Source organism: Pseudomonas sp. MWU347, from assembly GCF_017947305.1.
Taxonomy (GTDB): domain Bacteria; phylum Pseudomonadota; class Gammaproteobacteria; order Pseudomonadales; family Pseudomonadaceae; genus Aquipseudomonas; species Aquipseudomonas putida_A.
This window is the reverse complement of record NZ_JAFGZB010000011.1, coordinates 197872-223532: the sequence shown is the minus strand read 5'-3', so window position 1 is coordinate 223532 and position 25661 is coordinate 197872. Positions and strand designations below refer to the sequence as shown.

At 61.0% G+C, this 25661-nt stretch carries 23 protein-coding genes; 11 read left to right on the top strand and 12 right to left on the bottom strand.

The window, feature by feature from the left end; genetic code table 11:
• Positions 1-56: 56 nt before the first annotated feature.
• Positions 57-1118, bottom strand: a complete 1062-nt coding sequence (gene lptG, locus KCG87_RS23080; RefSeq protein WP_007965162.1) for an LPS export ABC transporter permease LptG — start codon at positions 1116-1118, stop codon at positions 57-59.
• Positions 1111-2232, bottom strand: coding sequence for an LPS export ABC transporter permease LptF (gene lptF, locus KCG87_RS23075; protein WP_098967341.1), 1122 nt, complete (start codon positions 2230-2232; stop codon positions 1111-1113). The genes lptG and lptF overlap by 8 nt, the downstream gene beginning before the upstream one ends.
• A 308-nt stretch (positions 2233-2540) precedes the next feature.
• On the opposite strand from lptF, the gene KCG87_RS23070 reads away from it, so the two are divergent.
• From KCG87_RS23070 to rlmF, 5 genes are all read left to right on the top strand, one after another.
• Positions 2541-4031 (top strand): leucyl aminopeptidase, encoded by a 1491-nt coding sequence (locus KCG87_RS23070; protein WP_210558944.1) that lies wholly within the window; start codon positions 2541-2543, stop codon positions 4029-4031.
• A 61-nt stretch (positions 4032-4092) separates the two neighbouring features.
• Positions 4093-4521, top strand: coding sequence for a DNA polymerase III subunit chi (locus KCG87_RS23065; RefSeq protein ID WP_210558943.1), 429 nt, complete (start codon positions 4093-4095; stop codon positions 4519-4521).
• 8 nt (positions 4522-4529) lie between these two features.
• Complete coding sequence (locus KCG87_RS23060; protein ID WP_210558942.1) at positions 4530-4916, top strand: DNA polymerase III subunit chi; 387 nt, start codon at positions 4530-4532, stop codon at positions 4914-4916.
• A gap of 252 nt (positions 4917-5168) precedes the next feature.
• Positions 5169-8015 carry a valine--tRNA ligase gene (locus KCG87_RS23055; protein ID WP_210558941.1) on the top strand — a complete coding sequence of 949 codons (2847 nt, stop codon included), beginning with the start codon at positions 5169-5171 and terminating at the stop codon, positions 8013-8015.
• 234 nt (positions 8016-8249) lie between these two features.
• The gene (gene rlmF, locus KCG87_RS23050; RefSeq protein ID WP_098967331.1) at positions 8250-9269 is read left to right on the top strand and encodes a 23S rRNA (adenine(1618)-N(6))-methyltransferase RlmF; all 1020 of its coding nucleotides are present in this window, start codon (positions 8250-8252) and stop codon (positions 9267-9269) included.
• A 186-nt stretch (positions 9270-9455) separates the two neighbouring features.
• Here the strand turns inward: rlmF and KCG87_RS23045 are convergent, their stop codons facing one another.
• On the bottom strand, positions 9456-9737 hold the full coding sequence (locus tag KCG87_RS23045; protein WP_003221909.1) for an HU family DNA-binding protein: 282 nt from the start codon (positions 9735-9737) through the stop codon (positions 9456-9458).
• Positions 9738-10132: 395 nt separating this feature from the next.
• Here KCG87_RS23045 and yejK point away from each other — a divergent pair, with 395 nt between their 5' ends.
• A complete protein-coding gene (gene yejK, locus KCG87_RS23040; protein WP_003221908.1) occupies positions 10133-11137 on the top strand; it encodes a nucleoid-associated protein YejK in 1005 nt (334 codons plus the stop codon).
• Positions 11137-11487, top strand: a complete 351-nt coding sequence (locus KCG87_RS23035) for a glutaredoxin family protein (protein ID WP_210558940.1) — start codon at positions 11137-11139, stop codon at positions 11485-11487. Before yejK ends, KCG87_RS23035 begins: the two co-directional genes overlap by 1 nt.
• A 165-nt stretch (positions 11488-11652) precedes the next feature.
• Here KCG87_RS23035 and KCG87_RS23030 read toward each other — a convergent pair whose 3' ends face one another.
• From KCG87_RS23030 to KCG87_RS23010, 5 genes are all read right to left on the bottom strand, one after another.
• On the bottom strand, positions 11653-12588 hold the full coding sequence (locus KCG87_RS23030; RefSeq protein ID WP_098967328.1) for a glutathione S-transferase family protein: 936 nt from the start codon (positions 12586-12588) through the stop codon (positions 11653-11655).
• 84 nt (positions 12589-12672) lie between these two features.
• On the bottom strand, positions 12673-12975 hold the full coding sequence (locus KCG87_RS23025; RefSeq protein WP_115986582.1) for a GIY-YIG nuclease family protein: 303 nt from the start codon (positions 12973-12975) through the stop codon (positions 12673-12675).
• Between the two features lie 39 nt (positions 12976-13014).
• On the bottom strand, positions 13015-13485 hold the full coding sequence (locus tag KCG87_RS23020) for a nuclear transport factor 2 family protein (RefSeq protein WP_027610944.1): 471 nt from the start codon (positions 13483-13485) through the stop codon (positions 13015-13017).
• Between the two features lie 204 nt (positions 13486-13689).
• Entirely contained in the window at positions 13690-14976 is a 1287-nt protein-coding gene (locus tag KCG87_RS23015) for a CynX/NimT family MFS transporter (RefSeq protein ID WP_139053794.1), read from the bottom strand.
• The gene (locus KCG87_RS23010; protein ID WP_098967322.1) at positions 14966-15625 is read right to left on the bottom strand and encodes a FadR/GntR family transcriptional regulator; all 660 of its coding nucleotides are present in this window, start codon (positions 15623-15625) and stop codon (positions 14966-14968) included. The genes KCG87_RS23015 and KCG87_RS23010 overlap by 11 nt, the downstream gene beginning before the upstream one ends.
• A 261-nt stretch (positions 15626-15886) precedes the next feature.
• Here KCG87_RS23010 and KCG87_RS23005 point away from each other — a divergent pair, with 261 nt between their 5' ends.
• A complete protein-coding gene (locus KCG87_RS23005) occupies positions 15887-17512 on the top strand; it encodes a S8 family serine peptidase (RefSeq protein WP_210558939.1) in 1626 nt (541 codons plus the stop codon).
• A gap of 69 nt (positions 17513-17581) precedes the next feature.
• On the opposite strand, the gene KCG87_RS23000 is transcribed toward KCG87_RS23005, so the two are convergent.
• From KCG87_RS23000 to KCG87_RS22985, 4 genes are all read right to left on the bottom strand, one after another.
• Positions 17582-18346 carry an amino acid ABC transporter ATP-binding protein gene (locus tag KCG87_RS23000; protein ID WP_003221897.1) on the bottom strand — a complete coding sequence of 255 codons (765 nt, stop codon included), beginning with the start codon at positions 18344-18346 and terminating at the stop codon, positions 17582-17584.
• A gap of 13 nt (positions 18347-18359) precedes the next feature.
• Positions 18360-19457, bottom strand: coding sequence for an amino acid ABC transporter permease (locus KCG87_RS22995; protein WP_007965184.1), 1098 nt, complete (start codon positions 19455-19457; stop codon positions 18360-18362).
• Between the two features lie 10 nt (positions 19458-19467).
• Positions 19468-20649 (bottom strand): amino acid ABC transporter permease, encoded by a 1182-nt coding sequence (locus KCG87_RS22990; RefSeq protein ID WP_027610940.1) that lies wholly within the window; start codon positions 20647-20649, stop codon positions 19468-19470.
• A 65-nt stretch (positions 20650-20714) separates the two neighbouring features.
• Positions 20715-21746 carry an amino acid ABC transporter substrate-binding protein gene (locus tag KCG87_RS22985; protein WP_007965188.1) on the bottom strand — a complete coding sequence of 344 codons (1032 nt, stop codon included), beginning with the start codon at positions 21744-21746 and terminating at the stop codon, positions 20715-20717.
• Positions 21747-22214: 468 nt separating this feature from the next.
• On the opposite strand from KCG87_RS22985, the gene KCG87_RS22980 reads away from it, so the two are divergent.
• The 3 genes from KCG87_RS22980 (at position 22215) to KCG87_RS22970 (ending at position 25522) form a co-directional block, all read left to right on the top strand.
• Positions 22215-22871, top strand: a complete 657-nt coding sequence (locus KCG87_RS22980) for an alpha/beta fold hydrolase (RefSeq protein WP_134785490.1) — start codon at positions 22215-22217, stop codon at positions 22869-22871.
• A gap of 96 nt (positions 22872-22967) precedes the next feature.
• Positions 22968-24440 carry an ATP-dependent RNA helicase RhlB gene (gene rhlB / locus KCG87_RS22975; RefSeq protein ID WP_210558938.1) on the top strand — a complete coding sequence of 491 codons (1473 nt, stop codon included), beginning with the start codon at positions 22968-22970 and terminating at the stop codon, positions 24438-24440.
• A 137-nt stretch (positions 24441-24577) separates the two neighbouring features.
• Positions 24578-25522: an ornithine cyclodeaminase family protein gene (locus tag KCG87_RS22970; protein ID WP_210558937.1), complete on the top strand. Its 945-nt coding sequence runs from the start codon at positions 24578-24580 to the stop codon at positions 25520-25522.
• Positions 25523-25661 lie beyond the last annotated feature (139 nt).

The following is a 25661-nucleotide window of genomic DNA, read 5'->3' as shown; positions in this document are numbered from 1 at the left end:
CCCGATCTGTCGACCGAGGCGTTTTCGCGGTTAAAGCGTTGGCAACAACGCGGCCATCAGCCGGCCCGTCGCAGCAACCACACACCCGCCAGCGCACAGACCGTGGCTGGCACCAGCACCGCGAACAGCGGCGAGAAACCGAACACCAGGCTCGAAGGGCCAAGCAGATCCTGGACGATGCGGAAGGTGAAGCCCACCAGCACACCGGTGAACACTCGCTGACCGAGGGTGACCGAGCGCAACGGACCGAAGATGAAGGAGATCGCCATCAGCACCAGCGCGGCGGTGACCAGCGGCTGCAACACCTTGACCCAAAATGCCAGCCAATAGCGGCCATTGCTCAGGCCTTGATCCGCCAGATAGTGGATATAGCCCCACAGACCGGAAATCGACAGCGACTCAGGCGCCATCACCACCGTATTGAGCAGTTGCGGGCTCAGCGACACGTCCCACTCCTCGCTCGGCGCGTTCACCACTTCGGTGCTGCGCTCGTGGAACACCGTGGTGGTCACGTCGCTGAGCAGCCAGCGCTTGCCGTCGAACTCCGCACGCTTGGCGAAGCTGGAGCTGAGCAGGTGGCGCTCTTTGTCGAAGTGATAGCGGGTCACCCCATACAACAGGCCGTCGGGTTGCACGGCGTTGATATGGATGAATTCCTCACCCTGACGGTGCCACATGCCGTGCTTGGCGCTCTGCGCGTCGCCGCTGCCTTGCGCCAGCGAGCGATTGGCCTGGGCCATGCTTTCGGTGGCCGGCGCCACGTATTCGCCGATAAGTACGCCGGCCAGCATCAGCACCAGCATCGGCTTCATGACGGCCCAGACGATGCGCCCGATGGACACACCCGCGGCACGCATGACCGTCAGTTCGCTGCTGCTGGCCAGACTGCCGAGGCCGATCAGACAGCCGATCAGCGCGGCCATCGGCAGCATTTCGTACAGGCGACGCGGCGCGGTGAGCAGGACGAAGCTCAGCACATCGGTCAGCGTGTAGGTATCGCTGACGTCGCTCATCTCGTCGATGAAGGCAAACAGGGTCGCCAGACCCAGAATGATCGCCAGCACGGCGATGATCGCCACGAATACGCTGCTGCCGATGTAGCGGTCGAGTTTAACCACGGGCCACCTCCAGCGCAGCGCTGCGACGGCTGGCCAGCTTCAGACGCATCGGCTCCCAGTACAGCAGGCCGAGACCGATGACCAGGAAGATCCCGTGCACCCACCACAGGCCAAGGGCCGGCGGGATCTTGCCTTTTTCGAGGGCGCCGCGGGCGGCAATCAGGATGGTCAGGTAAGCCATATAAAGAAGAATCGCCGGCAGCAGCTTCAGGAAACGGCCCTGACGCGGATTGACCCGCGACAGCGGCACCGCCATCAGGGTCACGATGAACACCAGCAACGGCAGGGAAATCCGCCATTGCAGTTCGGCCTTGGAACGCTCGTCGTCGGCGCCCAGCAGGGTCGAAGTCGGGATCGCGTCACGGTCGGTGACTTCGTCACTGGCATCAGGTTTTGGCAGCAATACGCCGTAGGTGTCGTATTTGATCGCGCGGTAATCGGCCTGACCCGGGCTGCCGTCATAGCGATAGCCGTTGTGCAGGATCAGATAGCGGTTGCCGTCCGAGTGAACTTCCTGGCGGCCTTTTTCGGCCACCAGCACGGAAATCCCGCGGTCCTTCTGATCGGAGCCGAGGTTTTTCTGCGAGATGAACACGCCACCGAGGTTGACGCGATCGTCGGTCAGGCTTTCGGTGTAGGTCACCCGAGTGCCGTCTCGCAACGCCTGGAAACGGCCAGGTTCGAGGGTATCGAATTCGGTCAGGGCGTCCTGCTTGTTCAGCAGCAGCTGGAACTGGTTGGCGCCCTGCGGGGCCAGACTCAGGCTCAGCCACGCCACCACCAGTGCCACCAGCGTCGCCGGGAACAGGGTCATGCGCAGCAGACGCTGCTGACTCATGCCGGTGGCCGAGAGCACGGTCATTTCGCTTTCGAGGTACAACCGGCCGTAAGCCAGCAGGATCCCGAGAAACAGACCCAACGGCAGGATCAGTTGCATGAAACCCGGCAGACGGTAACCCATGATCAGGAACAGCGATCCCGGATCGAGTTGGCCCGCAGCGGCCTGGGCAAGGTATTTGATGAAGCGACCGCTCATGATGATGACCAGCAGCACGGCGCTGACGGCGCTCAGGGTCAACATTACTTCACGGGACAGATAACGGAAGACGATCAAACCAGACACTCCAGGGTTGTCAGGCTAAGGCGGCCAAACAAGCAAACGTTTCGAGCGACCCGCAAGGCAGAGCCGTCGAAAAAAGATGCGGCATTATCCTGTGATTGAGGGCGCCTGTCACTGCGCACACTCACCCAAGCGTAGATTCCGTTGAAGATCGCACAACCGAGGGTTGTCAGGCGCGGTGAGCGAGGTTCAAACTGCCGCCTTCGTCGCAGGCACAGACCTGCGCCTCTTCTATCTATAAGCAGGCGACTGCGGACACCGTCGAACGCCTGTGTGTTGACCATTCATTCAGGGATCCGGACATGGAACTGGTTGTAAAAAGCGTTAGCCCAGAAACGTTGAAAACCGCCACCCTGGTGGTTGCCGTCGGCGAAGGCCGCAAACTCGGCGTCGCCGCCAGACAGGTCGACGAGCTGAGCGGTGGCGCGATCAGCGCCGTGCTCAAGCGTGGCGATCTGGCCGGCAAGGTCGGTCAGAGCCTGCTGCTGCACAGCCTGCCGAACCTGAAAGCCGAGCGCGTGCTGCTGGTCGGCGCGGGCAAGGATGAAGAACTGGGCGACCGTCCGTTCCGTAAAATCGTGGCTGGCATCCTCAACACCCTGAAAGGTCTGGGTGGCAGCGATGCCGTGCTGGCCCTGGATGAAATCATCGTCAAGAACCGCGACAGCTACGGCAAGATCCGTCTGCTGGCGGAAACCCTAGTGGACGGCGAATACACCTTCGACCAGTTCAAGAGCCAGAAAGCCGAACCGCGCGCCCTGAAGAAAATCACCCTGCTGACCATCAAGGCTGCGCAGGCCGAAGTGCAGCGCGCCGTGAACCATGCCACCGCGATCGCCAACGGCATGGCCTTCACCCGTAATCTGGGCAACCTGCCGCCGAACATCTGCCACCCGACGTTCCTCGGCGAGCAAGCGAAGAACCTCGGCAAAGAGTTCAAGGATCTGAAAGTCGAAGTCCTCGACGAGAAGAAGATCAAATCCCTGGGCATGGGCTCGTTCTACGCCGTCGGCCAGGGCAGCGCCCAGCCGCCGCGCCTGATCGTCATGCAATACAACGGAGGCAAGAAGTCCGAGAAGCCTTACGCGCTGGTCGGTAAAGGCATCACCTTCGACACCGGCGGCATCAGCCTCAAGCCGGGCGCCGGCATGGACGAAATGAAGTACGACATGGGTGGCGCGGCCTCCGTGTTCGGTACCCTGCGTGCCGTGCTCGAACTGAAACTGCCGATCAACCTGGTGTGCATCCTCGCCTGCGCCGAAAACATGCCGAGCGGCAATGCTTCGCGTCCGGGCGACATCGTCACCACCATGAGCGGCCAGACCGTGGAAATCCTCAACACCGACGCCGAAGGCCGTCTGGTGCTGTGCGACGCCCTGACCTACTCCGAGCGCTTCAAGCCACAAGCAGTGATCGACATCGCCACCCTGACCGGTGCCTGTGTGGTTGCACTCGGTGCACACACTTCCGGCCTGCTGGGCAATAACGACGAACTGATCGAGCAACTGCTCAGCGCTGGCAAGGCTGCTGACGACCGCGCCTGGCAACTGCCGCTGTTCGACGAATACCAGGAACAACTGGACAGCCCGTTCGCCGACATCGCCAACATTGGCGGGCCGAAGGCCGGCACCATCACCGCCGCGTGCTTCCTGTCGCGCTTCACCAAGAACCTCAACTGGGCGCACCTGGACATCGCGGGCACCGCGTGGACCAGCGGCGGCAAGGACAAGGGCGCCACCGGCCGTCCGGTTCCGCTGCTGACCCAATACCTGCTGGACCGCGCCAAAGCCTGAAACCGATGAACCTGGGCGGCGTCACTTTGCGGTGACGCCGCTCAAGGCTCAGGGAACCGCAATGACCAAAGTCGACTTCTATATCCTGCCCAGCGCCGATCCTTCGGCTCGCCTGGACTTTGCCTGCAAGCTCACCGAGAAAGCCTGGCGCATGGGCCACCGCATCTACCTGCATTGCAGCGATGCTGCTCAGCGTGGCGATCTCGATGCGCGCCTGTGGGCGTTCAAGGGCGAAACGTTCGTGCCGCACGGCCCTGCCGAGAGCGAGCCGGATGGTTTGATCGTGCTGGGACTGGGCGCTGACTGCGGCGAGCATCAGGATCTGCTGGTCAACCTCGACCTGAAAGTCCCGGCTTTCGCCAGCCAATTCGCCCGCGTGGCGGAAGTGGTGGTGGAAGATCCGGCGATTCGCGCGGCGGCACGGGAGAGTTTCCGTTTCTACCGCGAACAGGGCTATCCTCTGCAAGATCACCGTTTACAGCGACTCTGAGTACGCCGATGGACACTCCAAAACCGCTGCAAAAGCCTGCACACCTGTTGGACGATCTCGAATCGATCCGCCAGTTGCTCGGCGATGACAACCTGCAACCGCCACTGCTGACCGACACGGTCGATGACGGTGAACAGGAACAGATTCCGATGCTGTTCGAGGCCGTCGACGCCACGCCGCCCGCCATCGAACCACCACCCGCTCCGGCCCCGGCACCTGCTGTTGCACCTGTGGATAAAGGCCCGGACGTCTTGCTGCACCTGGACAGCGAACTGCGCGCCGCCGCGCAATTGATCATGCAGGACGTGATCGACGACTTCGCGCCGCACATCGAAACCGAAATCAAACGCCGCCTCGAGGCGCGGATGGAGCGGCTCCTCAGCCAGTACGAATAACCCGGATGGATCTCCTTGTGGCGAGGGGATTTATCCCCGATCGGCTGCGCAGCAGTCGTGAACCCTGCAAATACGCAGCGTGAATGAAATATTGGAGCTGCTGCGCGGCCCATCGGGGATAAATCCCCTCACCACAAAGGTTTCCTTCCAACATTAGTGTCCGCCCAGACGCCCCCCCGCTCGCCCTCGGCCCCATGCCCCGCTATACTTCCCGGCTTTTCCTGAATAAATGCCAATAGGGTCCCGCCGCGCATGGATAAGACCTACCAGCCGCACGCCATTGAAACTTCCTGGTACAACACCTGGGAGTCCGAGAACTATTTCGCACCGCAAGGCGCGGGCGATTCCTACACCATCATGATCCCGCCGCCGAACGTCACCGGCAGCCTGCACATGGGTCACGGTTTCAACAACGCGATCATGGACGCCCTGATCCGTTTCCGCCGCATGCAGGGTCGCAACACCCTGTGGCAGCCGGGCACCGACCACGCCGGTATCGCCACGCAGATGCTGGTGGAGCGTCAACTGGAAGCCACCGGCCAGAACCGCCACGACCTGGGCCGCGAGAAATTCCTCGAGAAAGTCTGGGAGTGGAAGGATCAGTCCGGCGGCAACATCAGCCGTCAGATCCGCCGCCTCGGTTCGTCCGTGGACTGGAGCCGCGAGCGCTTCACCATGGACGACGGTCTCTCGGAAGCGGTTAAAGAAGCCTTCGTACGCCTGCACGAAGACGGCCTGATCTACCGCGGCAAGCGTCTGGTCAACTGGGACACCAAGTTGCACACGGCGATTTCCGACCTCGAAGTGGAAAACCACGACGAGAAAGGTTTCCTGTGGAACCTCAAGTACCCGCTGGCCGACGGCGCGAAAACCGCTGAAGGCAACAATTTCCTGATCGTCGCGACCACCCGTCCGGAAACCATGCTCGGCGACTCCGCCGTCGCGGTTAACCCGAACGACGAACGCTACAAAGCCCTGATCGGCAAGTTTGTCGAGCTGCCACTGGTTGGCCGCCGCATCCCGATCATCGCCGACGATTACTGCGATCCAGAGTTCGGCACCGGTTGCGTGAAGATCACCCCGGCCCACGATTTCAACGACTACGAAGTCGGTAAGCGCCACAACCTGCCGCTGCTGAACATCTTCGACAAGAACGCCAACGTGCTGCCCGCAGCCCAGGTGTTCAACCTCGACGGCACGTTGAACGACAGCATCGATGGCCAGATCCCGGCCCAGTACGCCGGTCTCGAGCGTTTCGAAGCGCGCAAGCAGATCGTCGCGGCGTTCGACGCCGCCGGCCTTCTGGTCAGCGTCGACGATCACAACCTGAAAGTGCCGAAAGGCGACCGTTCCGGCACCGTGATCGAGCCGTGGCTGACCGACCAGTGGTACGTTTCCACCAAGCCGCTGGCTGAGCCGGCGATTGCTGCCGTTGAAGACGGCCGTATCCAGTTCGTGCCGAAGCAGTACGAAAACATGTACTTCTCGTGGATGCGCGACATCCAGGACTGGTGCATCAGCCGTCAGCTGTGGTGGGGCCATCGGATTCCGGCCTGGTACGACGAGTCGGGCAAGGTCTACGTCGGTCGCGACGAAGCCGAAGTGCGGGCCAAGCACAACCTCGGCCCGGACGTTGCGCTGCAACAGGACAACGACGTGCTCGACACCTGGTTCAGTTCGGGGCTGTGGACGTTCTCCACCCTCGGTTGGCCGGAAAAGACCGAGTTCCTGAAAAAATTCCACTCCACCGACGTGCTGGTCACCGGTTTCGACATCATTTTCTTCTGGGTTGCCCGGATGATCATGCTGACGATGCACCTGATCAAGAACGAGGACGGCACCCCGCAAGTACCGTTCAAGACCGTTTATGTGCACGGCCTGGTGCGTGATGGCCAGGGCCAGAAGATGTCCAAGTCCAAGGGCAACGTCCTGGACCCGCTGGACATCATCGACGGTATCGAGCTGGAAGCCCTGGTGCAGAAACGCACCTCCGGCATGATGCAGCCGAAACTGGCGAAGAAGATCGAGAAGCAGACCCGCGACGAGTTCGCCGACGGCATCGCCAGCTACGGCACCGACGCCCTGCGCTTCACCTTCTGCTCGCTGGCGTCCACCGGTCGCGACATCAAGTTCGACATGGGCCGCGTCGAAGGCTATCGCAACTTCTGCAACAAGATCTGGAACGCCGCGCGTTATGTTCTGGACAAGGGCGAAGACTGCGGCCAGAACGGCGAAGCCTATGAGCTGTCGCTGGCGGATCGCTGGATCATCTCGCAACTGCAACGCACCGAAGCCGAAGTGACCCGTCAACTGGATCAGTTCCGTTTCGACCTCGCCGCGCAAGCGCTGTACGAGTTCATCTGGAACCAGTACTGCGACTGGTACCTGGAACTGTCCAAGCCAGTGCTGTGGGACGAAAACGCTCCGGTCGAGCGTCAGCGCGGCACCCGTCGCACCCTGGTGCGCGTATTGGAAGTGGCGCTGCGTCTGGCGCACCCGTTCATGCCGTTCATCACTGAAGAAATCTGGCAGCGCATCGCGCCGCTGGCCGGCATTCAGGGCAAGACGATCATGCTGCAACCTTGGCCGGTGGCCGTTGAGGCGCGCATCGATCCGGCCGCCGAAGACGACATCGAATGGCTCAAGGGTCTGATGCTCGGCACGCGCAACATCCGTGGCGAAATGAACATCGGCCCGGGCAAACCGCTGCCGATCTACCTGAAGAACGTCAGCGCTGAAGATCAGCGTCGCCTGACCGAAAACGAAGCGCTGCTGAAGAAACTGGCGCGTCTGGAATCGATCACCGTACTCGCCGCCGGCGAAGAGGCGCCGCTGTCCGCCACCGCGCTGGTTGGCGAGATGGAAGTGCTGGTGCCGATGGCCGGTCTGATCGACAAGGGCGCCGAGCTGGCACGTCTGGATAAGGAAATCCTGCGTCTGGAGGGCGAAGTCCAGCGGGTTGGCGGCAAGCTGTCGAACGCCGGTTTCGTTGACAAGGCCCCGGCCGAAGTCATCGAGAAGGAACGCGCCAAACTGGCCGAGGCTGAACAGGCCCTGGGCAAACTGGCCGAGCAGCACGCGCGGATTTCCAGCCTGTAAGGGCAAGCCGCAATGAAAAAGGGAGGCCCGCAAAGGCCTCCCTTTTTTATTCAAGAATCGCCACGAATCCCCTGTGGGAGCGAGCCTGCTCGCGAATGCGGTGTGTCATTCAACCTATGTGTTGGCGGACACACCACTTTCGCGAGCAAGCCCGCTCCCACAGTTTGAACGGTGTTGCCTTTAGATGTGGGACAATACCCGCCACTTTCAGCCATACCCGAATCGATCACACCCATGAACGCCCCCCGCACACCCAAACCTGCGCGCAAGAAGCCTGATGCCGCGACCCCGGCCAAAGCCGTCGAGCCGCGTGAAAAGGCCAGCCTGCACCCGCGCAATCGCCACCAGGGTCGCTATGACTTCCCGGCGCTGATCAAGACCACGCCGGAACTGGCGAAGTTCGTGATCACCAACCCGTACGGCAAGGAAAGCATCGACTTCGCCAGCCCCGATGCGGTGCGTGTGTTCAACCGGGCGCTGCTCAAGTCGTTCTACGGCATCGAGCATTGGGACATTCCGGCGGATTATCTGTGCCCACCGGTCCCGGGCCGTGCCGATTACGTGCATTTCCTCGCCGACCTGCTGGCCAGCATGAACGACGGCAAAGTGCCGCGCGGTGCGATCGTCAACGTGCTGGACATCGGCATGGGCGCCAACTGCGTTTATCCGCTGATCGGTAACAGCGAATACCGCTGGCACTTCCTCGGTTCGGAAATCGATCCGACCGCAGTGGCTGCCGCGAAGGCCATCGTCCAGTCCAACGGGCTGAACAAGGTGATCCAGCTGCGCCAGCAGGAAAACCGCAAGCACATCCTGATCGGCTTGCTGGAGCCGGGCGAGCGCTTTGACCTGACCATGTGCAACCCGCCGTTCCACGCTTCGATGGAGGAAGCGACCAAGGGCAGCGAGCGCAAATGGCGCGCACTGGGAAAGGCCGATCCAAAACGCAAACTGCCGGTACTGAACTTCGGTGGCCAGTCCGCCGAGCTGTGGTGTGAAGGCGGCGAAGCACGTTTCGTGACCCAACTGATCGCCGAAAGCGCGAACTTCCAGCACAAGGTGCTGTGGTTCAGCACCCTGGTGTCGAAAGCCTCGAACCTGCCTGCCATCGAAACCGCGCTGAAAAAGGCCGGCGTACTGGAAAGCCAGGTGGTGGAGATGTCGCAAGGGCAGAAACAGAGCCGCTTCGTGGCCTGGACCTTCCAGACCAAGTCCGAGCAGCAGATCTGGCGTCGCGAGCGCTGGGTTCGCTGACACTGAGCTACTTGTGGGAGCGGGCTTGCTCGCGAAAGCGGTGTATCAGCCGACATCAAGGTGACTGACACACCGCTATCGCGAGCAGGCTCACTCCTACAAAGGTTCGAGGTGCATCGCCAAATCGCAGACACAAAAAAACCGTGCCCGGATCACTCCGGTGCACGGTTTTTTTATCGCTGCGTCTTACTTGTTCACAGCGTCGGTCAGGCCTTTGGCCACAACCAGCTTGATCACTTTCTTGGCAGGGATTTCGATGGCAGCGCCAGTCGAAGGGTTACGGCCAGTGCGGGCAGGACGCTCGGTCACTTTCAGCTTGCCGATACCTGGCAAGGTGATTTCGCCGCCGTTTTCCAGCTGATCGGCAACGATTTGGCCCAGTTGGTCCAGAGCGTTACGCGCGGTGGTTTTCGGCGCGTCGATAGCTTCAGCGATGTCGGCGATCAGTTGGTCTTTAGTAAGAGCCATGTAGTGTTCCTTCCCTATCAAATTCATATGGATTGCAGAGTGCAGTGTCAGCCATCGAGCCCGATCTTCTGGATCTGGCACCCTCGGCGATAACCACGACGAGTCGGGTTATAGATGCCGAAATCAGGGTTTGGTTCGACCTGACAAATGCTGATTGCACGCTTAACGCAGTGACTTCGCGTAAGACCGGGCAAAACTAGCACAGAGACGGGGAAATATCCGCCTCTAGCTACCCATTTGGTCAGGTTTATTGCTCTAAATCGGTAAAAAACTGCATAAGGGCACCCACCCGCCCTGGATTTGCCCTTCACCCCGCGCCAAAACCAGTGGTTGCGGTACACTGGGCGCTTTTTCGGGGGAGCCTGCCCTCCTCCCTTCCACCAGCCGAGAAGCCCATGCCGATCCGTCATTGCATCGTCCACCTGATCGACAAAAAACCCGACGGCACGCCCGCAGTTCTGCACGCCCGTGACTCCGAACTGGCTGAGTCCGCGGCCATCGAGAACATGCTCGCCGACCTCAACGAGAGCTACAACGCCAAACAGGGCAAAGCCTGGGGCCTGTTCCACCCGGAATCCGGTGCGTTCCCGTTCAGCGGCTGGCTGAAGGAATACATGGACGGTGGCAAGGACTTCGCCGCGTTCAGCAAAGTCGCGGTCGAGCACCTGCAAAAGCTGATGGAAGAATCGAACCTGTCGGTCGGTGGCCACGTGCTGTTCGCCCACTATCAGCAAGGCATGACTGACTACCTGGCGATTGCCCTGCTGCACCACAGCGAAGGCGTGGCGGTGACCGATGAACTGGACGTGACCCCATCGCGTCACCTCGACCTCGGCCAGCTGCATCTGGCGGCGCGGATCAACGTCTCCGAGTGGCAGAACAACAAGCAATCCAAGCAGTACATCTCGTTTATCAAGGGCAAGAACGGCAAGAAGGTTTCGGAGTATTTCCGCGACTTCATCGGCTGCCAGGAAGGCGTCGATGGCCCGGGCGAGACCCGCACCCTGCTCAAGGCCTTCAGCGACTTCGTCGAGAGCGAAGACCTCCCGGAAGACTCCGCCCGCGAGAAAACCAAGACCCTGGTCGATTACGCCAGCAGCCAGGCCAAGCTCGGCGAGCCGATGGGCCTGGAAGAGCTGTCGGAGCTGATCGACGAAGAACGGCCGAAAGCCTTCTACGATCACATCCGCAACAAGGACTATGGCCTGTCGCCGGAGATTCCGGCAGACAAACGCACCCTTAACCAGTTCCGCCGCTTCACCGGCCGCGCCGAGGGTCTATCGATCAGCTTTGAAGCGCACCTGCTGGGCTCGAAGATCGAGTACGACGAAGAGGCTGGCACCCTGATCATCAAGGGCCTGCCGACCTCGCTCACCGATCAGCTCAAGCGCCGCAACTGATGCTCGGCAATGTGCTGAAGAAGGTTGCGCTGGTTCTGCTGGTGGTCGTGGTCTATCAGAACTGGGGCAAGATCGAGCGGGTGTTCAACCCGTCGCAGATGGTCTCTGAGCAGACGCGGGCGCAGGCCCATGTCGTGCTGTATGCCACCGACTGGTGCGGCTACTGCAAACAGACCAGGCGCTTTCTCGACAGCAAGGGGATTCCTTTCAGGGAATTCGACATCGAGAAGGACGCCGAGGCGCGCAAGGCGTATGAGGCGCTGGGCGGGCGCGGGATTCCGCTGATCGACGTGAATGGCACGTTGATTCGCGGGTTTGACCCGGACGAAATTCTCGCTGCCCTGAAATAACACAGCTCCTCTGTGGTGAGGGGATTTATCCCCGATCGGCGGCGAAGCCGTCGCAAAATCTGCATGGTAAAGCGTGCAGTTTTTTGGGGGCGCTTCGCGCCCCATCGGGGATAAATCCCCTCACCACAATTGCGCCCCTCCCCTCAAGCAGAGGCTACTTGCTGATCAGCGGGCTTCGATGCGGAATCCAAAGCGCGGGAAGTGCACGTGCACCACGCCGCCACGCGGGTCTTCGCGGCGCAGGATCAGCTCTTCGCGGCCAGCAAACAGCAACTCACCCACCACCGGATCAACCCCGTAATCTGTCGCGGCAATCGCCACCTGCTGCCCGGCCTTGAAACCGTTCGGATCGACAAACTGCTCATCCGGCAACGCCGCCGGCGTCGAACTGCGCGCGACTTCCAGCGCCTCCTCGGCAGTCATCTCACTCGCGGCACCATGACCAAAGCCCAGCACGCGCGCCAGCCAGGCAGTCACGGCCGGATACTCATCGACCAACGGCGCAGTGACATGCGTCGCCTTGAGGAACCACAGCGGATGCGCCAGGGCGAAGTCGGCAATCGACGGTTCACCGAACAGGAAGTCGCCCTGCTCGCGCTGCAACTGCTGCTCCAGCCGCGCCATGATCGTTGGCCATTGATGCTTGGCCTGCTCGGCCGACAGCCGCGTGGCGCTGCCGCCACTGAACAGCCCGGCACGGTCAGCGATAAACGCCTTGATCGCTTCCGGCGGCAACTTGCCGAAACGCACGGCCACCGACTCCGGCTGGAACACCAGGCTGACCGCGTGCTGGAACACCACCGAATCGGCCCAAGCGGCGAAGCTGGCGCTGGTCATTTCCTGCCCTTCCGGGAAAAACGCCGGCAGGGCTTTTTCCTGCTCCAGACGACGGGCAATCAACGATGTGTCGCAATAGATGTCGGCGCCGATCTGCAACACCGGGGTCTTGCGGTAGCCGCCAGTCAACGCGGTCAGATCCGGCTTGGGCATCACCGGCGAAATGTGCACCGAGCGCCAGGATAAGCCTTTGAAGCCCAACAGCAGACGAGCCTTTTCAGCAAATGGAGAGGTCGGGTAATGATGCAGAATCAACTCGGACATGCTCGGCTCCGCCGCACAGAAAGTGAGTCGGCAGCTTAGCGTGCATTTGATTAGCAGCCTACAGATCTGCCTGATGGGAACCAATCAGTCAGATTGATAAGACGCGACCAGACATTCCTTGGCGCTCTTGCGCAGCTTTTTGATCAGCCGTTCCTGGCGCAGCGCGTCGCTTTTGTCGCGGCAACGCTCGGTGTAGACCAGCGCCATCGCCGGGCTGGACAGGAAGAAGCGCGCGCCCTTGCCGCTTTGATGCTTGGCGAAGCGGCGCACCGGGTCGTCGCTGATCCCGCAATACAGCGAACCGTTGGCCGCGCGCACGAGGTAGACGAACCAGGACTTGCTCACTGGCTCGACGACTTCAACCGGTTTTTCGCTGAGGCTAGTCACTTCGGGATCTGGACGTGTAGGAAACAGGCCGCGATCTTATCAGCGAGTAGCCTGAAATGCCTTCAGACCTTTCAGCGCCTGCGCCCGGACCGCGTTGCGCACCAGCGGTGTCCAGCCGAGCAGCAGGCCTTTGAAACCCAAGGCCTGACGCGACCAGCGCCACAGGTCGAAGTGGTCGTGGTGCTCGCAGATCTTGCCGTCGCGAAAGACGAAGCGCGCCTGGATATCGTTGATTACCACGTTGCCGGTCTGGCTGAACAGGTAAGTCGCCACCCAGTGCGCACCGCCGCTGCGCTCGTCGGCGCGGACATTGTCGAAGGTCAGGGAGAAGTCCTTGGCGCGGGTGGTGAGCATGCGCCACATGTCGCCGGCATCCCGCCCGCGCAACTCGCCGAACGCCGGATCGCTGAACACCACGTCGTCGGTGTAGCAGGCGGCCATGGCCTCGGCGTCGAGGCGCTGGAAGGCCTGGTAGAAGCGGGTGATCAGGGCGGCGTGGGCTTCGCTCATGGGCAAACTCCAGGAAATGGACAGATTGCCAGCACGATAAGCTGCAAATCGCAGAAACACTATCGGCATTCGCAAAGCGAATATCAGCCGCACACAGAACCACTGTAGGAGTGAGCCTGCTCGCGATAGCGGTGTATCAGTCAGCGCAATGTTGACCGACACACCGTTATCGCGAGCAGGCTCACTCCTACAAGTTGAACCGTGTCAGATCTTTTCGCTTTGCACTTGCACGTACAGCGCCCGGCCGGCACCAAGGCCGGCAATGATCGCACCGGTGCCGATGATGCCGAAGATCCAGCCCACGGCATTCCAGCCGCCGGTCCAGTCATGCACCACGCCGACCGCGAACGGCCCCATCGACGCCAAGGTGTAGCCGAAGCCCTGGGACATGCTCGACAGGTTCGCCGCCACATGCGAATCCCGCGAGCGCAGCACGATCAGGGTCAGCGCCAGACTGAACGTACCGCCCTGCCCCAGCCCCAGCAGAATCGCCCAGCCCCAGAGCCCTTCAATCGGCGCATACAGGCAACCGAACAGACCACCGAGGGTCAGCGCCATCACCACCACGATCGCCAGGCGCTGGTCCTTGCCACGGGTCGCCAGCCACGGTGCAGCCAGGGAGCTGGCGAGCTGGATGATCACCGAACCGGACAGCACCAGGCCGGCCTGGGTCGGAGTCAGGCCACGACCGATCAGGATCGACGGCAACCAGCCGAACACGATGTACGCCAGCGACGATTGCAGGCCCATGTACAAGGTCACTTGCCACGCCAGCGGATCGCGCAGCAGACCTTTCACCCGATAGGCGACGTTGTGCGCGCCGTGTTTCTGCCCGACTTGCGGCAGCCAGAACAGCGCCGCCACCAGCGCCGGAATCACCCAGAAGCCCAGGCCCAATGCCCAGCTGTGGTCGAAGTGCTCGCTCAACGGCACGGTCGAACCCGCGGCCATTGCCGCGCCCAGGCACAGGGCCATGGTGTAGACGCCGGTCATGGTTCCGGCGTGTTTGGCGAAGTCGCGTTTGACGATGCCCGGCAGCAGCACGCCGATAATGCCGATGCTCGCACCGCCAAGCACGCTACCTGCAAACAGCCCGATCTCACCGAAGTTGCTGCGCACAATGATCCCGCCAGCCAGAGTCAGCAGAATCCCCAGCACCACCCGCTCGGCGCCGAAACGCCGCGCCAGAATCGGCGCCAGCGGCGCGAACAGTCCCAGGCACAACACCGGCAACGTGGTCAGCAAACCGGCCTGAGCCGCAGACAGACCAAGGCTTTTCGACACTTCGCTGAGCAGCGGCGCCATGCTCGACAGCGCCGGGCGCAGGTTCAGCGCCACCAGAATCAGCCCCAGCAACAACAGCCACGGCCGGCGCACCAGCGGATGGCTTTGCTGTACTTGTTCGTCGTCAGCCTCGGCGTCGATCAGCAGCTCTTCGAGCTCCGCCGTGCGCTTGGGGGTTGAAAAGTTTTTCTCGCTTTCAAGGTTCATTGATCAACTGCCTCGATATGGCTTTGGCCCGTTCCGGGTCGCGTTGTTCGACGGCATCGAGCAACTCGATGTGCAGGTCGAACACTTCCTGACGGCGCGGGACGATGTTCAGCGTCTGGCGCAATTGCGCGCCGACGATGCTGGAGAAATAGCGATACAACTCGCTGAGGGTGGGGTTGTGCGCGGCGTCCACCAGACGGCGGTGGAACACCAGATCGCAGGCAATGTAAGTGTCGAGATCACCGTGGTAGTGGCTGCCGCTGGTGCCGAGCGCTGCGCGCAATGCGGCGAGATCTTCATCGGTGCGGCGCAACGCGGCCAGGCCAATCGCCTCGACTTCGAGAATGTGCCGGGTCTCGCGCGCCTGCTCCAGCGAGCAGCGGGACAACGCCTTGAGCGTGTCCATCGGATCGACCACTGCGCGCAAATAACTGCCGTCGCCCTGACGGATTTCGATCAACCCGGAAAACGCCAGCACGCGCATGGCTTCGCGCACGGTGTTGCGGCTGATGCCCAGATCGGCGCACAGCTCAGGCTCGGTCGGCAGCCGTTCGCCGACCTGCCACACGCCATCGCTGATGCGCTGACGCAACTGATCCAGAGCCTGATCGACCAGGGATCGCTTGATCAAAGGTGAGATGTCTGTCATGAAATTCGCCCTTTCATCCAATCATAGGATGAATTTTCTGACATCTTAGTCAGCTGCGGCGCCCCACACAACCCCACGCAGGAAGGAACAACCGGGACACCAATCCTACATGTCGAGTTGTAAAAACCGCTGACAGGCGAAGTGATTTCCCACATTCCGCAGGAATACTGCCGACATCACTTGCGGACGCTGGACTGCAGACTTTGGACATTGATCCAGGGGCATTTTGCCCCGTCATTATCCAAAGGAAGAAGCACGCTCATGGTAGAAGTCAATTTCGGCAAGCAGCACGACCGCCCTTTTGTTCTGCAGAAAAATCGCCAATTGCTGGCAGTCCGCAGCCACGCGGGAACGCAGTTGGCCCAAACGCTTTGCTGCGAATCTGCTCACGCAGCGCTGGAAGGTTGCGAGCTGTTGCTGCATGTCGAGGACGCTGATGTGCAGATTTTCAAACTGCCTGGACACTCGGACGCATCGCAACGCAAGGCGCTGCTACGCGAATTGCCCGACGTGCGCTTCGCGGGCAGCGTGCTGGTGGATCCCATCAATCAGGAGCCGGTGCTCTATACCGAAAATATCTTTTTGAAGTTCATCGACTCACTGAAAGCCACTGAGTGCATGGTCATACTTCAAGCGCTGGGCCTGATGATCAAGCAACAGGTGCCGTATGCAAAAAATGCCTTTTTTGTGCATCACCCCGCCACCCATGGCATCGATATCTGCACCCTCACGAGTGAATGGCTGGAACGCGACGAGATCGAGTACTGCCACCCGGAGCTGCTGCGCCAGGGTCAACGCCGAGCGATCCATGCCAATCAGTGGCACCTGAAGAAAACCACCGTGACCTATCAGGTTGAAATCGATGCCAGCGCCAACGTCGAAGCCGCGCATGAGCTCGCGCAGGGCGAAGGCATCGTCATCGCAGTCATCGATGACGCGTTTGATATTGACCATCCCGAATTTTCCGGAGAAGGCAAAGTGGTCGGTGCAAAGAACTTTGACCGACGTAACGCCAAAGGCGGGCCGCGCCCACTGAACGCCCTGGAACGCCACGGTACGGCCGCTGCCGGGGTGGCTTGCGCCAATGGCGAGGACGGCGCCAGCGGTGTCGCCCCCAAAGCCAGCCTGATGCCATTGAAACTCACCAAACCCTTGGGAGCCCGCGCGGAGGCCGACGCCTTTTTCTGGGCGGCCGATCAGGGAGCCGACGTCATTTCCTGCAGCTGGGGGCCGGCTGAAGGGCATTGGGCCGACCCGGCGGACCCGCGTCACACGCAAGTGTTTCCCCTGGCCGCCAGCACGCGGCTGGCAATCGAATACGCCGCCACCAAGGGCCGCAATGGCAAAGGCTGTGTGATCTTTTTTGGCGCGGGAAACGGTAACGAGTGCGCCGATAACGATGGCTATTCCAGCCACCCCCACGTCATTGCGGTAGGTGCCTGCAACGATCAGAACCGGCGCAGTGCCTACAGTGACTATGGCAAGTCGCTCTGGTGCTGCTTTCCCAGCGGAGATCAGCAACACCCCGATCCGAAGTTCAAGCCTGCGACTTCGATCCCGCAGACCCGGGGTATCCGTACCACTGATTTGAGCGCAAAGTTTGCCGCCGCCACATTGCCGGCCTACACCGACACCTTCAGCGGTACCTCCAGCGCCTGCCCCGGCGCCGCGGGCATCGCTGCGCTGGTGCTCGGCGTCAATCCCGAGCTTGATCGCTCTGCGGTACGCCAGATACTTGCCGATTGCTGCGACAAGATCGGCCACCCCGATGACGGGCCGCGCGGCCAGTACGACGAAAACGGCCACAGTCACTACTACGGGCACGGCCGACTCAACGCGCTGCGTGCCGTGCACCTGGCACTTGAACGCAAAACAAATGCGGGCTGATTCGCCCCCATGAAAAAAGCCCTGTCGGCATACCGGCAGGGCTTTTTGTCAGGCGAGCTTCTCAGGCAATCAATGCAGGATCTGGCTCAGGAACAGTTTGGTACGGTCATTCTGCGGGTTGTCAAAGAAGTCGTTCGGCGCCGCCTGTTCGACGATTTCGCCCTTGTCCATGAAGATCACCCGGTTGGCCACGGTGCGGGCGAAGCCCATTTCGTGGGTCACGCAGAGCATGGTCATGCCGTCTTCGGCGAGGCCGATCATGGTGTCCAGCACCTCTTTGACCATCTCCGGGTCGAGGGCCGAGGTCGGTTCGTCGAACAGCATGATTTTCGGTTTCATGCACAGCGCGCGGGCAATCGCCACACGCTGTTGCTGACCGCCGGACAGTTGCCCCGGGAATTTATGCGCCTGCTCCGGAATGCGTACGCGCTCCAGATAATGCATGGCGATTTCCTCGGCCTTGCGCTTGGGCATCTTGCGCACCCACATCGGCGCCAGCGTGCAGTTCTGCAGGATGGTCAGGTGCGGGAACAGGTTGAAGTGCTGGAACACCATGCCGACTTCGCGGCGGATCGCTTCGATCTGCTTGAGGTCGTTGGTCAGCTCCACGCCGTCGACCACGATGCGGCCCTGCTGGTGCTCTTCCAGACGGTTGAGGCAGCGGATGGTGGTCGATTTGCCGGAACCCGACGGGCCGCACAGGACGATACGCTCGCCCTGTTTGACGTTGAGGTTGATGTCTTTCAGCACGTGGAACTGGCCGTACCACTTGTTCACGCCCTGCATCTGGATAATGCCTTCAGGGCCGACAGGCTTTTTGATTGCTTCGCTCATTTACAGAGAACTCCTAACGCTTGTGGCCAGTGTCGAGCTTGCGTTCCAGATGCATGGAATAGCGCGACATACCAAAACAGAAAATCCAGAACACCAGGGCGGCGAACACGTAGCCTTCGGTGGCCATGCCCAACCATTTCGGGTCGGCAGCGGCTTGCTTGACGCTGTTGAGCAGGTCGAACAGGCCGATGATGATCACCAGGCTGGTGTCCTTGAACAGCGCAATGAAGGTGTTGACGATGCCCGGAATCACCAGCTTCAGGGCTTGCGGCAGAATCACCAGGCCCATGGCGCGCCAGTAACCGAGGCCCATCGCCGCTGCCGCTTCGTACTGACCTTTGGGGATCGCTTGCAGACCGCCGCGCACCACTTCGGCAACGTAGGCCGACTGGAACAGGATCACCCCGATCAGCGCCCGCAGCAGCTTGTCGAAGTTCATGCCTTCGGGCAGGAACAGCGGCAGCATCACCGAGGACATGAACAGCACCGTGATCAACGGCACGCCGCGCCAGAACTCGATGAAGGTCACGCAGACCACACGAATCGCCGGCATGTTCGAGCGCCGGCCCAGCGCCAGAATGATCCCCAGCGGCAAGGCGCCGGCGATACCCACGGTGGCGATGACCAGGGTCAGCATCAGACCGCCCCACTGGCTGGTCGCCACGGCGTCGAGGCCGAACACGCCACCGTGCAGCAGGCACCAGGCGACGATCGGGTAGATCACCAGGAAGCTCAGGCCGTACACCGCTTTACGCGGGAAGCGCGAGATGAACAGCGGCGCCACACCGATCACCGCCAGCCACACGGTCAGGTCGACGCGCCAGCGCAGGCCGGTCGGGTAGTAGCCGTACATGAACTGGCCGAAACGCTGCTGAATGAACACCCAGCAGGCGCCGTCCTTGGTGCAGTCGGCGCGGGTGGTGCCGACCCAGTTGGCATCGAGAATCGCCCAACTGAGGATCGGTGGTACCACCAGGTAGATCAGGTAAAACGCAAACAGGGTCAGCAGGGTGTTGAGCCAGCTGGAAAACATGTTCGCGCGTATCCATGCCATCGGGCCGAAGACCTTGGCCGGCGGTGGCATGTCGGGTTTGAAAGTATGGGTTGTCATGCGCGTTTCCTCACCGCTCAATCAGCGCAATGCGCTTGTTGTACCAGTTCATCAGCAGGGAAATGCTGATACTGATCGCCAGGTACACGCTCATGGTGATGGCAATGACTTCGATGGCCTGACCGGTCTGGTTGAGCACGGTGCCGGCGAACAGCGAAACCATTTCCGGATAACCGATACCGGCGGCCAGCGACGAGTTCTTCGCCAGGTTCAGGTATTGGCTGGTCAGCGGCGGAATGATCACTCGCAAGGCTTGCGGAATGATCACCTTGCGCAGGGTTGGGCCGTTGCGCAGGCCGAGCGAACGCGCCGCTTCGGTCTGGCCATGGCTGACCGACTTGATCCCCGAACGGACGATTTCCGCAATGAACGCTGCGGTGTACACGGTCAGGGCGAGGGTCAGCGCCAGCAGTTCCGGGATCAGCACCCAGCCGCCGACGAAGTTGAAACCCTTGAGTTGCGGCATTTCCCAGTGCAGGGGGGCACCGAAGATCAGCGCGCACAAGGTCGGGATCACCAGCAGGATCGCCAGGCCGGTCCAGAACTTGTGAAACGGTACGCCGGTGTCTTCGAAACGCTTGTTGGCCCAGCGGCACATCAGCACGATGGCGACGATGGCCAGCACCACACTGATGAAGAACGCCCAGAAGCCGTCAGCCATTTGCGCGGCCGGCATGTTCAGGCCACGGCTGCTGACGAAGAAGGTGTCGCCGAAGTTGTGGCTGTTGCGCGGTCCCGGCATGGTCAGGAATACCGCGAAGTACCAGAACAGGATCTGCAGCAGCGGCGGAATGTTGCGGAACACTTCCACGTACACGGTCGCCAGTTTGCTGATGATCCAATTCGGCGACAGCCGCGCCACACCGATGATGAAGCCCAGCAGGGTCGCCAGGATCACGCCGATGAAGGTCACCAACAGGGTGTTGAGCAAGCCGATCACGAACACCCGAGCGTAACTGTCCGCTTCGGTGTAGGAGATCAGGTGCTGAGCGATGCCGAACCCGGCACTGCGCTCCAGAAAGCTGAAACCGGAGGTAATGCCCCGGTGTTGCAGGTTGGTCTGGGTGTTATCGAACAGATACCAGCCCATGGCGACCACCGCCACGACGGTGATGATCTGAAACAGCCACGCACGCACTCGCGGATCGCTGAGGCTGAGCCTCTGCTTTGGTGCGCCGATTGAATTTTGCATGAAGTGCCCCGGAAGAAATGGAACAGAACATCACCCGGCGGTTGGCCCGCCGGGTGATAGAACCATTAGCGCACTGGTGGTGCGTACTGAATGCCGCCGTTGGTCCACAGCGCGTTCAGGCCACGGTCGATTTCCAGCGGAGTGCTCTTGCCGAGGTTTTTCTCGAAGATTTCACCGTAGTTACCGACCTGCGAAACGATTTTCACAACCCAGTCCTTCGGCAGTTTCAGGTCCTTGCCGTATTCACCGTCAGCACCCAGCAGACGAGCGACGTCCGGGTTCTTGGTGGATTTGGCTTCTTCCAACACGTTTTTCGAGGTCACGCCGGCTTCTTCAGTGTTCAGCAGCGCGTAGCCAACCCAGCGAACGATCGCCAGCCACTCGTCGTCGCCGTTACGCACGACCGGGCCCAGTGGTTCTTTGGAGATGGTTTCCGGCAGCACCACGTAGTCTTTTGGCGAAGCCAGTTTGCTGCGCTGTGCGTACAGCTGCGACTTGTCGGAGGTCAGCACGTCGCAACGACCGGATTCCAGCGACTTGGCGCTTTCATCGGAGGTGTCGAAAGTGATCGGGGTGTACTTCAGGCCGTTGGCGCGGAAGTAATCGGAGACGTTCAGTTCGGTGGTGGTACCGGCCTGGATACAGATGGTTGCACCGTCCAGTTCCTTGGCACTTTTCACGCCCAGCTTGTTGTTGGCCAGGAAGCCCACGCCGTCGTAGTAAGTGATGAAGCCCGGGAATTTCAGGCCCATGCCGGCGTCACGCGAGCTGGTCATGGTGGTGTTGCGCGAGAGCAGGTCGATTTCGCCGGACTGCAGCGCGGTGAAGCGCTCCTTGGCGTTCAACTGGCTGAACTTGACCTTGTTGGCGTCGCCGAATACGGCAGCGGCCACAGCGCGGCAGACGTCAGCGTCGATCCCGAGGATCTTGCCCGAAGCGTCCGGCACCGAGAAACCCGGCAGACCGTCGCTCACGCCACACTGCACGAAACCTTTCTTCTGCACGGCATCCAGGGTTGCACCCGCCTGAGCGAACCCGCTGACGCCGAGTACTGCTGCTGCAGTCACGACCGCCAGAGTGGATTTCAACATCTTCATTCAAACCTCCAGTTTTGCTCTTGTTGTGTCGGAGCTTGAGTCCAGTCGCACCCTTTTGAGGCGTTGTTGACCCGTGTTGGCTTTTTTTGGGGTCAACCGACGTAAGACCTTCGCTATGAGTCTAGTAGGAGAAAATCCACATCATGGACAACTCACTTCTCACCAATCGGCCGAACGGGCTGTAGCCCTTTCACGTTCGCTTTGCCCGTAGCGGCCATTGGCGAACATCCATCACCGGATTCTTTGCAATCCCGTCGCAAGACGTACACTGATAGTGTTACCGCAAGGCGTAGGACGCTTCGTACAGAATCCTCCATAGCAAAGCCCGTACCACACCGCTTGCTGAAGCGATTGCGCGACAGGTCAATAGCAAAACTTGTAGCCTTGCGACATCTTCTTAACGGATCGACCGGACGCGCACCTCAATCACGCACTTATTGAGAGCGCCCGCACATTTTTGGAGCAGCCATGACCGAGCCCCTGATTCTTCAACCCGTAAAGCCTGCAGACGCCTGCGTAATCTGGCTGCACGGCCTCGGCGCGGACCGCTATGACTTCTTGCCGGTCGCCGAAGCGCTGCAGGAAAGCCTGCTGAGTACGCGCTTCGTATTGCCGCAAGCGCCGACCCTGCCCGTCACCATCAATGGTGGTTACGAGATGCCGAGCTGGTACGACATAAAGGCCATGAGCCCGGCGCGGTCGATTGACCGTGACCAGTTGGAAGCGTCGGCGGATCGCATCATTGAATTGATCGAAAAGGAGCGCGCCAGCGGAATAGACGCTTCGCGGATTTTTCTCGCCGGGTTTTCCCAAGGCGGCGCCGTCGTTCTGCACACCGCTTATATAAAGTGGCAAGGTCCGTTGGGTGGCGTACTTGCCCTGTCCACCTACGCCCCGACCTTCACTGACGAGATGGAGCTTTCAGCCAGTCAGCAGCGTATTCCTGCGCTGTGCCTGCACGGCCAGTTCGACAGCGTGGTGCAGAACTCGATGGGGCGCAGTGCCTATGAGCATTTGGTGAAGCATGGTGTCACCGTGACATGGCAGGAATACCCAATGGAGCACGAAGTGTTACCCGAAGAAATTCGTGATATCGGCGTCTGGCTGGGCGAACGCCTGCGTTGATCGTTTCAGCGCGAACGCCCCTTTGATCATCCCACTACGCCGCGCCCGTTTCTTGCATTACACTGGCCGGCGTACATTCCTTAACCAATTGATGAGATGACCGTGCTCAAAGCACTCAAGAAAATGTTCGGTAAAAGCGAGGCTGAGCAGCTCGCGCCAGTCCCCAGTGCGCCGTCGCACGCCCCCGGCCCTCGCAGCGATGTGCCCAAGGCTGAACGTCCGGCTCCGGTAGCGACACCCCAGCCTGAGCCGCAACCTGCCGTCGCCACCGAACCGGTCCGCGCCGAAGCGCCGAAACCACCCCGGCCGCGCCGCGAACCGAAGCCCAAGGCACCGGTCATTCCCTGGAAACTCGAAGATTTCGTCGTCGAACCCCAGGAAGGCAAAACCCGCTTTCACGATTTCAAGCTCGCTCCGGAACTGATGCACGCCATCCAGGACCTGGGCTTCCCGTACTGCACGCCGATCCAGGCGCAGGTGCTGGGTTTCACCCTCGCCGGCAAAGATGCCATCGGCCGCGCGCAGACCGGCACCGGCAAGACCGCTGCGTTCCTGATCTCGATCATCACTCAGTTGTTGCAGACGCCACCGCCGAAAGAACGCTACATGGGTGAACCCCGTGCGCTGATCATCGCACCGACCCGTGAGCTGGTGGTGCAGATCGCCAAGGATGCTGCCGACCTGACCAAGTACACCGGCCTCAACGTCATGACGTTCGTTGGCGGCATGGACTTCGACAAGCAGCTCAAGCACCTCGAAGCGCGCCACTGCGACATCCTCGTCGCCACCCCGGGCCGCCTGCTCGACTTCAACCAGCGCGGCGACGTGCACCTGGACATGGTCGAAGTGATGGTGCTGGACGAAGCCGACCGCATGCTCGACATGGGCTTCATCCCGCAAGTGCGGCAGATCATTCGCCAGACCCCGCCGAAGTCCGAGCGTCAGACCCTGCTGTTCTCCGCGACCTTCACCGAAGACGTGATGAACCTGGCCAAGCAATGGACCACCGATCCGGCAATCGTCGAAATCGAAGTCACCAACGTGGCCAACGAAAACGTCGAGCAGCACATCTATGCGGTGGCCGCGGCTGACAAATACAAACTGCTCTACAACCTGGTCAACGATAACGGCTGGGAGCGCGTGATCGTCTTCGCCAACCGCAAGGACGAAGTGCGCCGTATCGAAGAACGCCTGGTGCGGGACGGCATCAACGCCGCGCAACTGTCCGGCGACGTGCCGCAGCACAAGCGCATCAAGACCCTGGAAGGCTTCCGCGAAGGCAAGATCCGCGTGCTGGTGGCCACCGATGTCGCCGGTCGCGGCATCCACATCGACGGCATCAGCCACGTGATCAACTTCACCCTGCCGGAAGTGCCGGACGACTACGTGCACCGCATCGGCCGCACCGGTCGCGCGGGCGCTGACGGCGTGTCGATCAGCTTCGCCGGCGAGGACGACTCCTACCAACTGCCGTCGATCGAAGAGAAACTCGGTCGCAAGATCAGCTGCGAAACACCACCGACGCACCTGTTGCGCGCTGTTGAGCGCAAGCGTCCGCAGCCGCAGTAAACGCCCCGTAACGCAAAAAGCGCAGCCGGCAACGGACTGCGCTTTTTTTTGCCCGGCGTTTTCAACAGGCGCTTGCGATAGACAACTAAAAGTCCATAATGGACAAATTAGTTTATATCCAGACCGCGGAGCCTGACATGTCCAGTACACCCTACGTGATCGACCACACCCAGGCCCGCGAGCTGCTGGCGCGCATCGACGTGCCGCAGATCCTGCGCAAACTGTTCCGCGACCTCGCCGCCGGCCACGCCGTGCAACCGGCGCAGCAGTTGGTGGAGTTTCCGCAGGGCGCCGGCGACTTCATCAATTATCTGGGGGTGCTGGCCGAGGACGGCGTGTACGGGGTCAAGACCTCGCCCTACATCGTCCGCGAGCAAGGGCCACTGGTGACAGCGTGGACCCTATTAATGTCGATGAAAACCGGCCAACCGCTGCTGCTTTGCGATGCCGGTGAACTGACCACCGCGCGTACTGCAGCGACCACCGCCGTTGCAGTCGATGCCCTCGCCCCGCTGAATGCCCAACGACTGGCGATCATCGGCAGCGGCAAGGTTGCCCAGGCTCATTTGCATTACGTGAAAGGTCTGCGCGACTGGCAGAACATCAGCGTGTATTCGCCGAGCCTGTCGGAAGACGCTGAAACCCGGGCGCTGCTGAAAGAGATCTACCCGGGGGTGAAGATTGCCGACAGCCGCGATGTCGCCCACATAGACGCGGACGTGATCATGCTCTGCACCTCGTCCGCCGGCCCAGTGATCGACCCGGCCAGCTTGAGCAAACCGGCGCTGATCACCTCGATCAGCACCAACGCGCCACGCGCCCATGAGGTGCCGCCGCAGAGCCTGAGCGACATGCAAGTGTTCTGTGACTATCGGCTGACCACGCCGGGCTCGGCCGGTGAGATGTTGATCGCGACCGAGCAGCATGGCTGGAGCAAGGATTTGATTGTCGGTGACCTTGCTGACCTGCTCAGCGAGAAAGTGCCGCGCCCTGATTACGACCGTCACGTATTTTTCCGTTCAATCGGCCTGGGCCTGGAAGACATTGCGCTGGCGAATGCGGTTTATCTCTTAACCCACTGACACCACAAATCCCATTGTGGGAGCGGGCTTGCTCGCGAAGAGGCCGTATCAGGCAACGCATTTGCCGAATGACATACCGCCTTCGCGAGCAAGCCCGCTCCCACAGGGGATCAGCGAATTTTCCAATATTGCGAGCAAC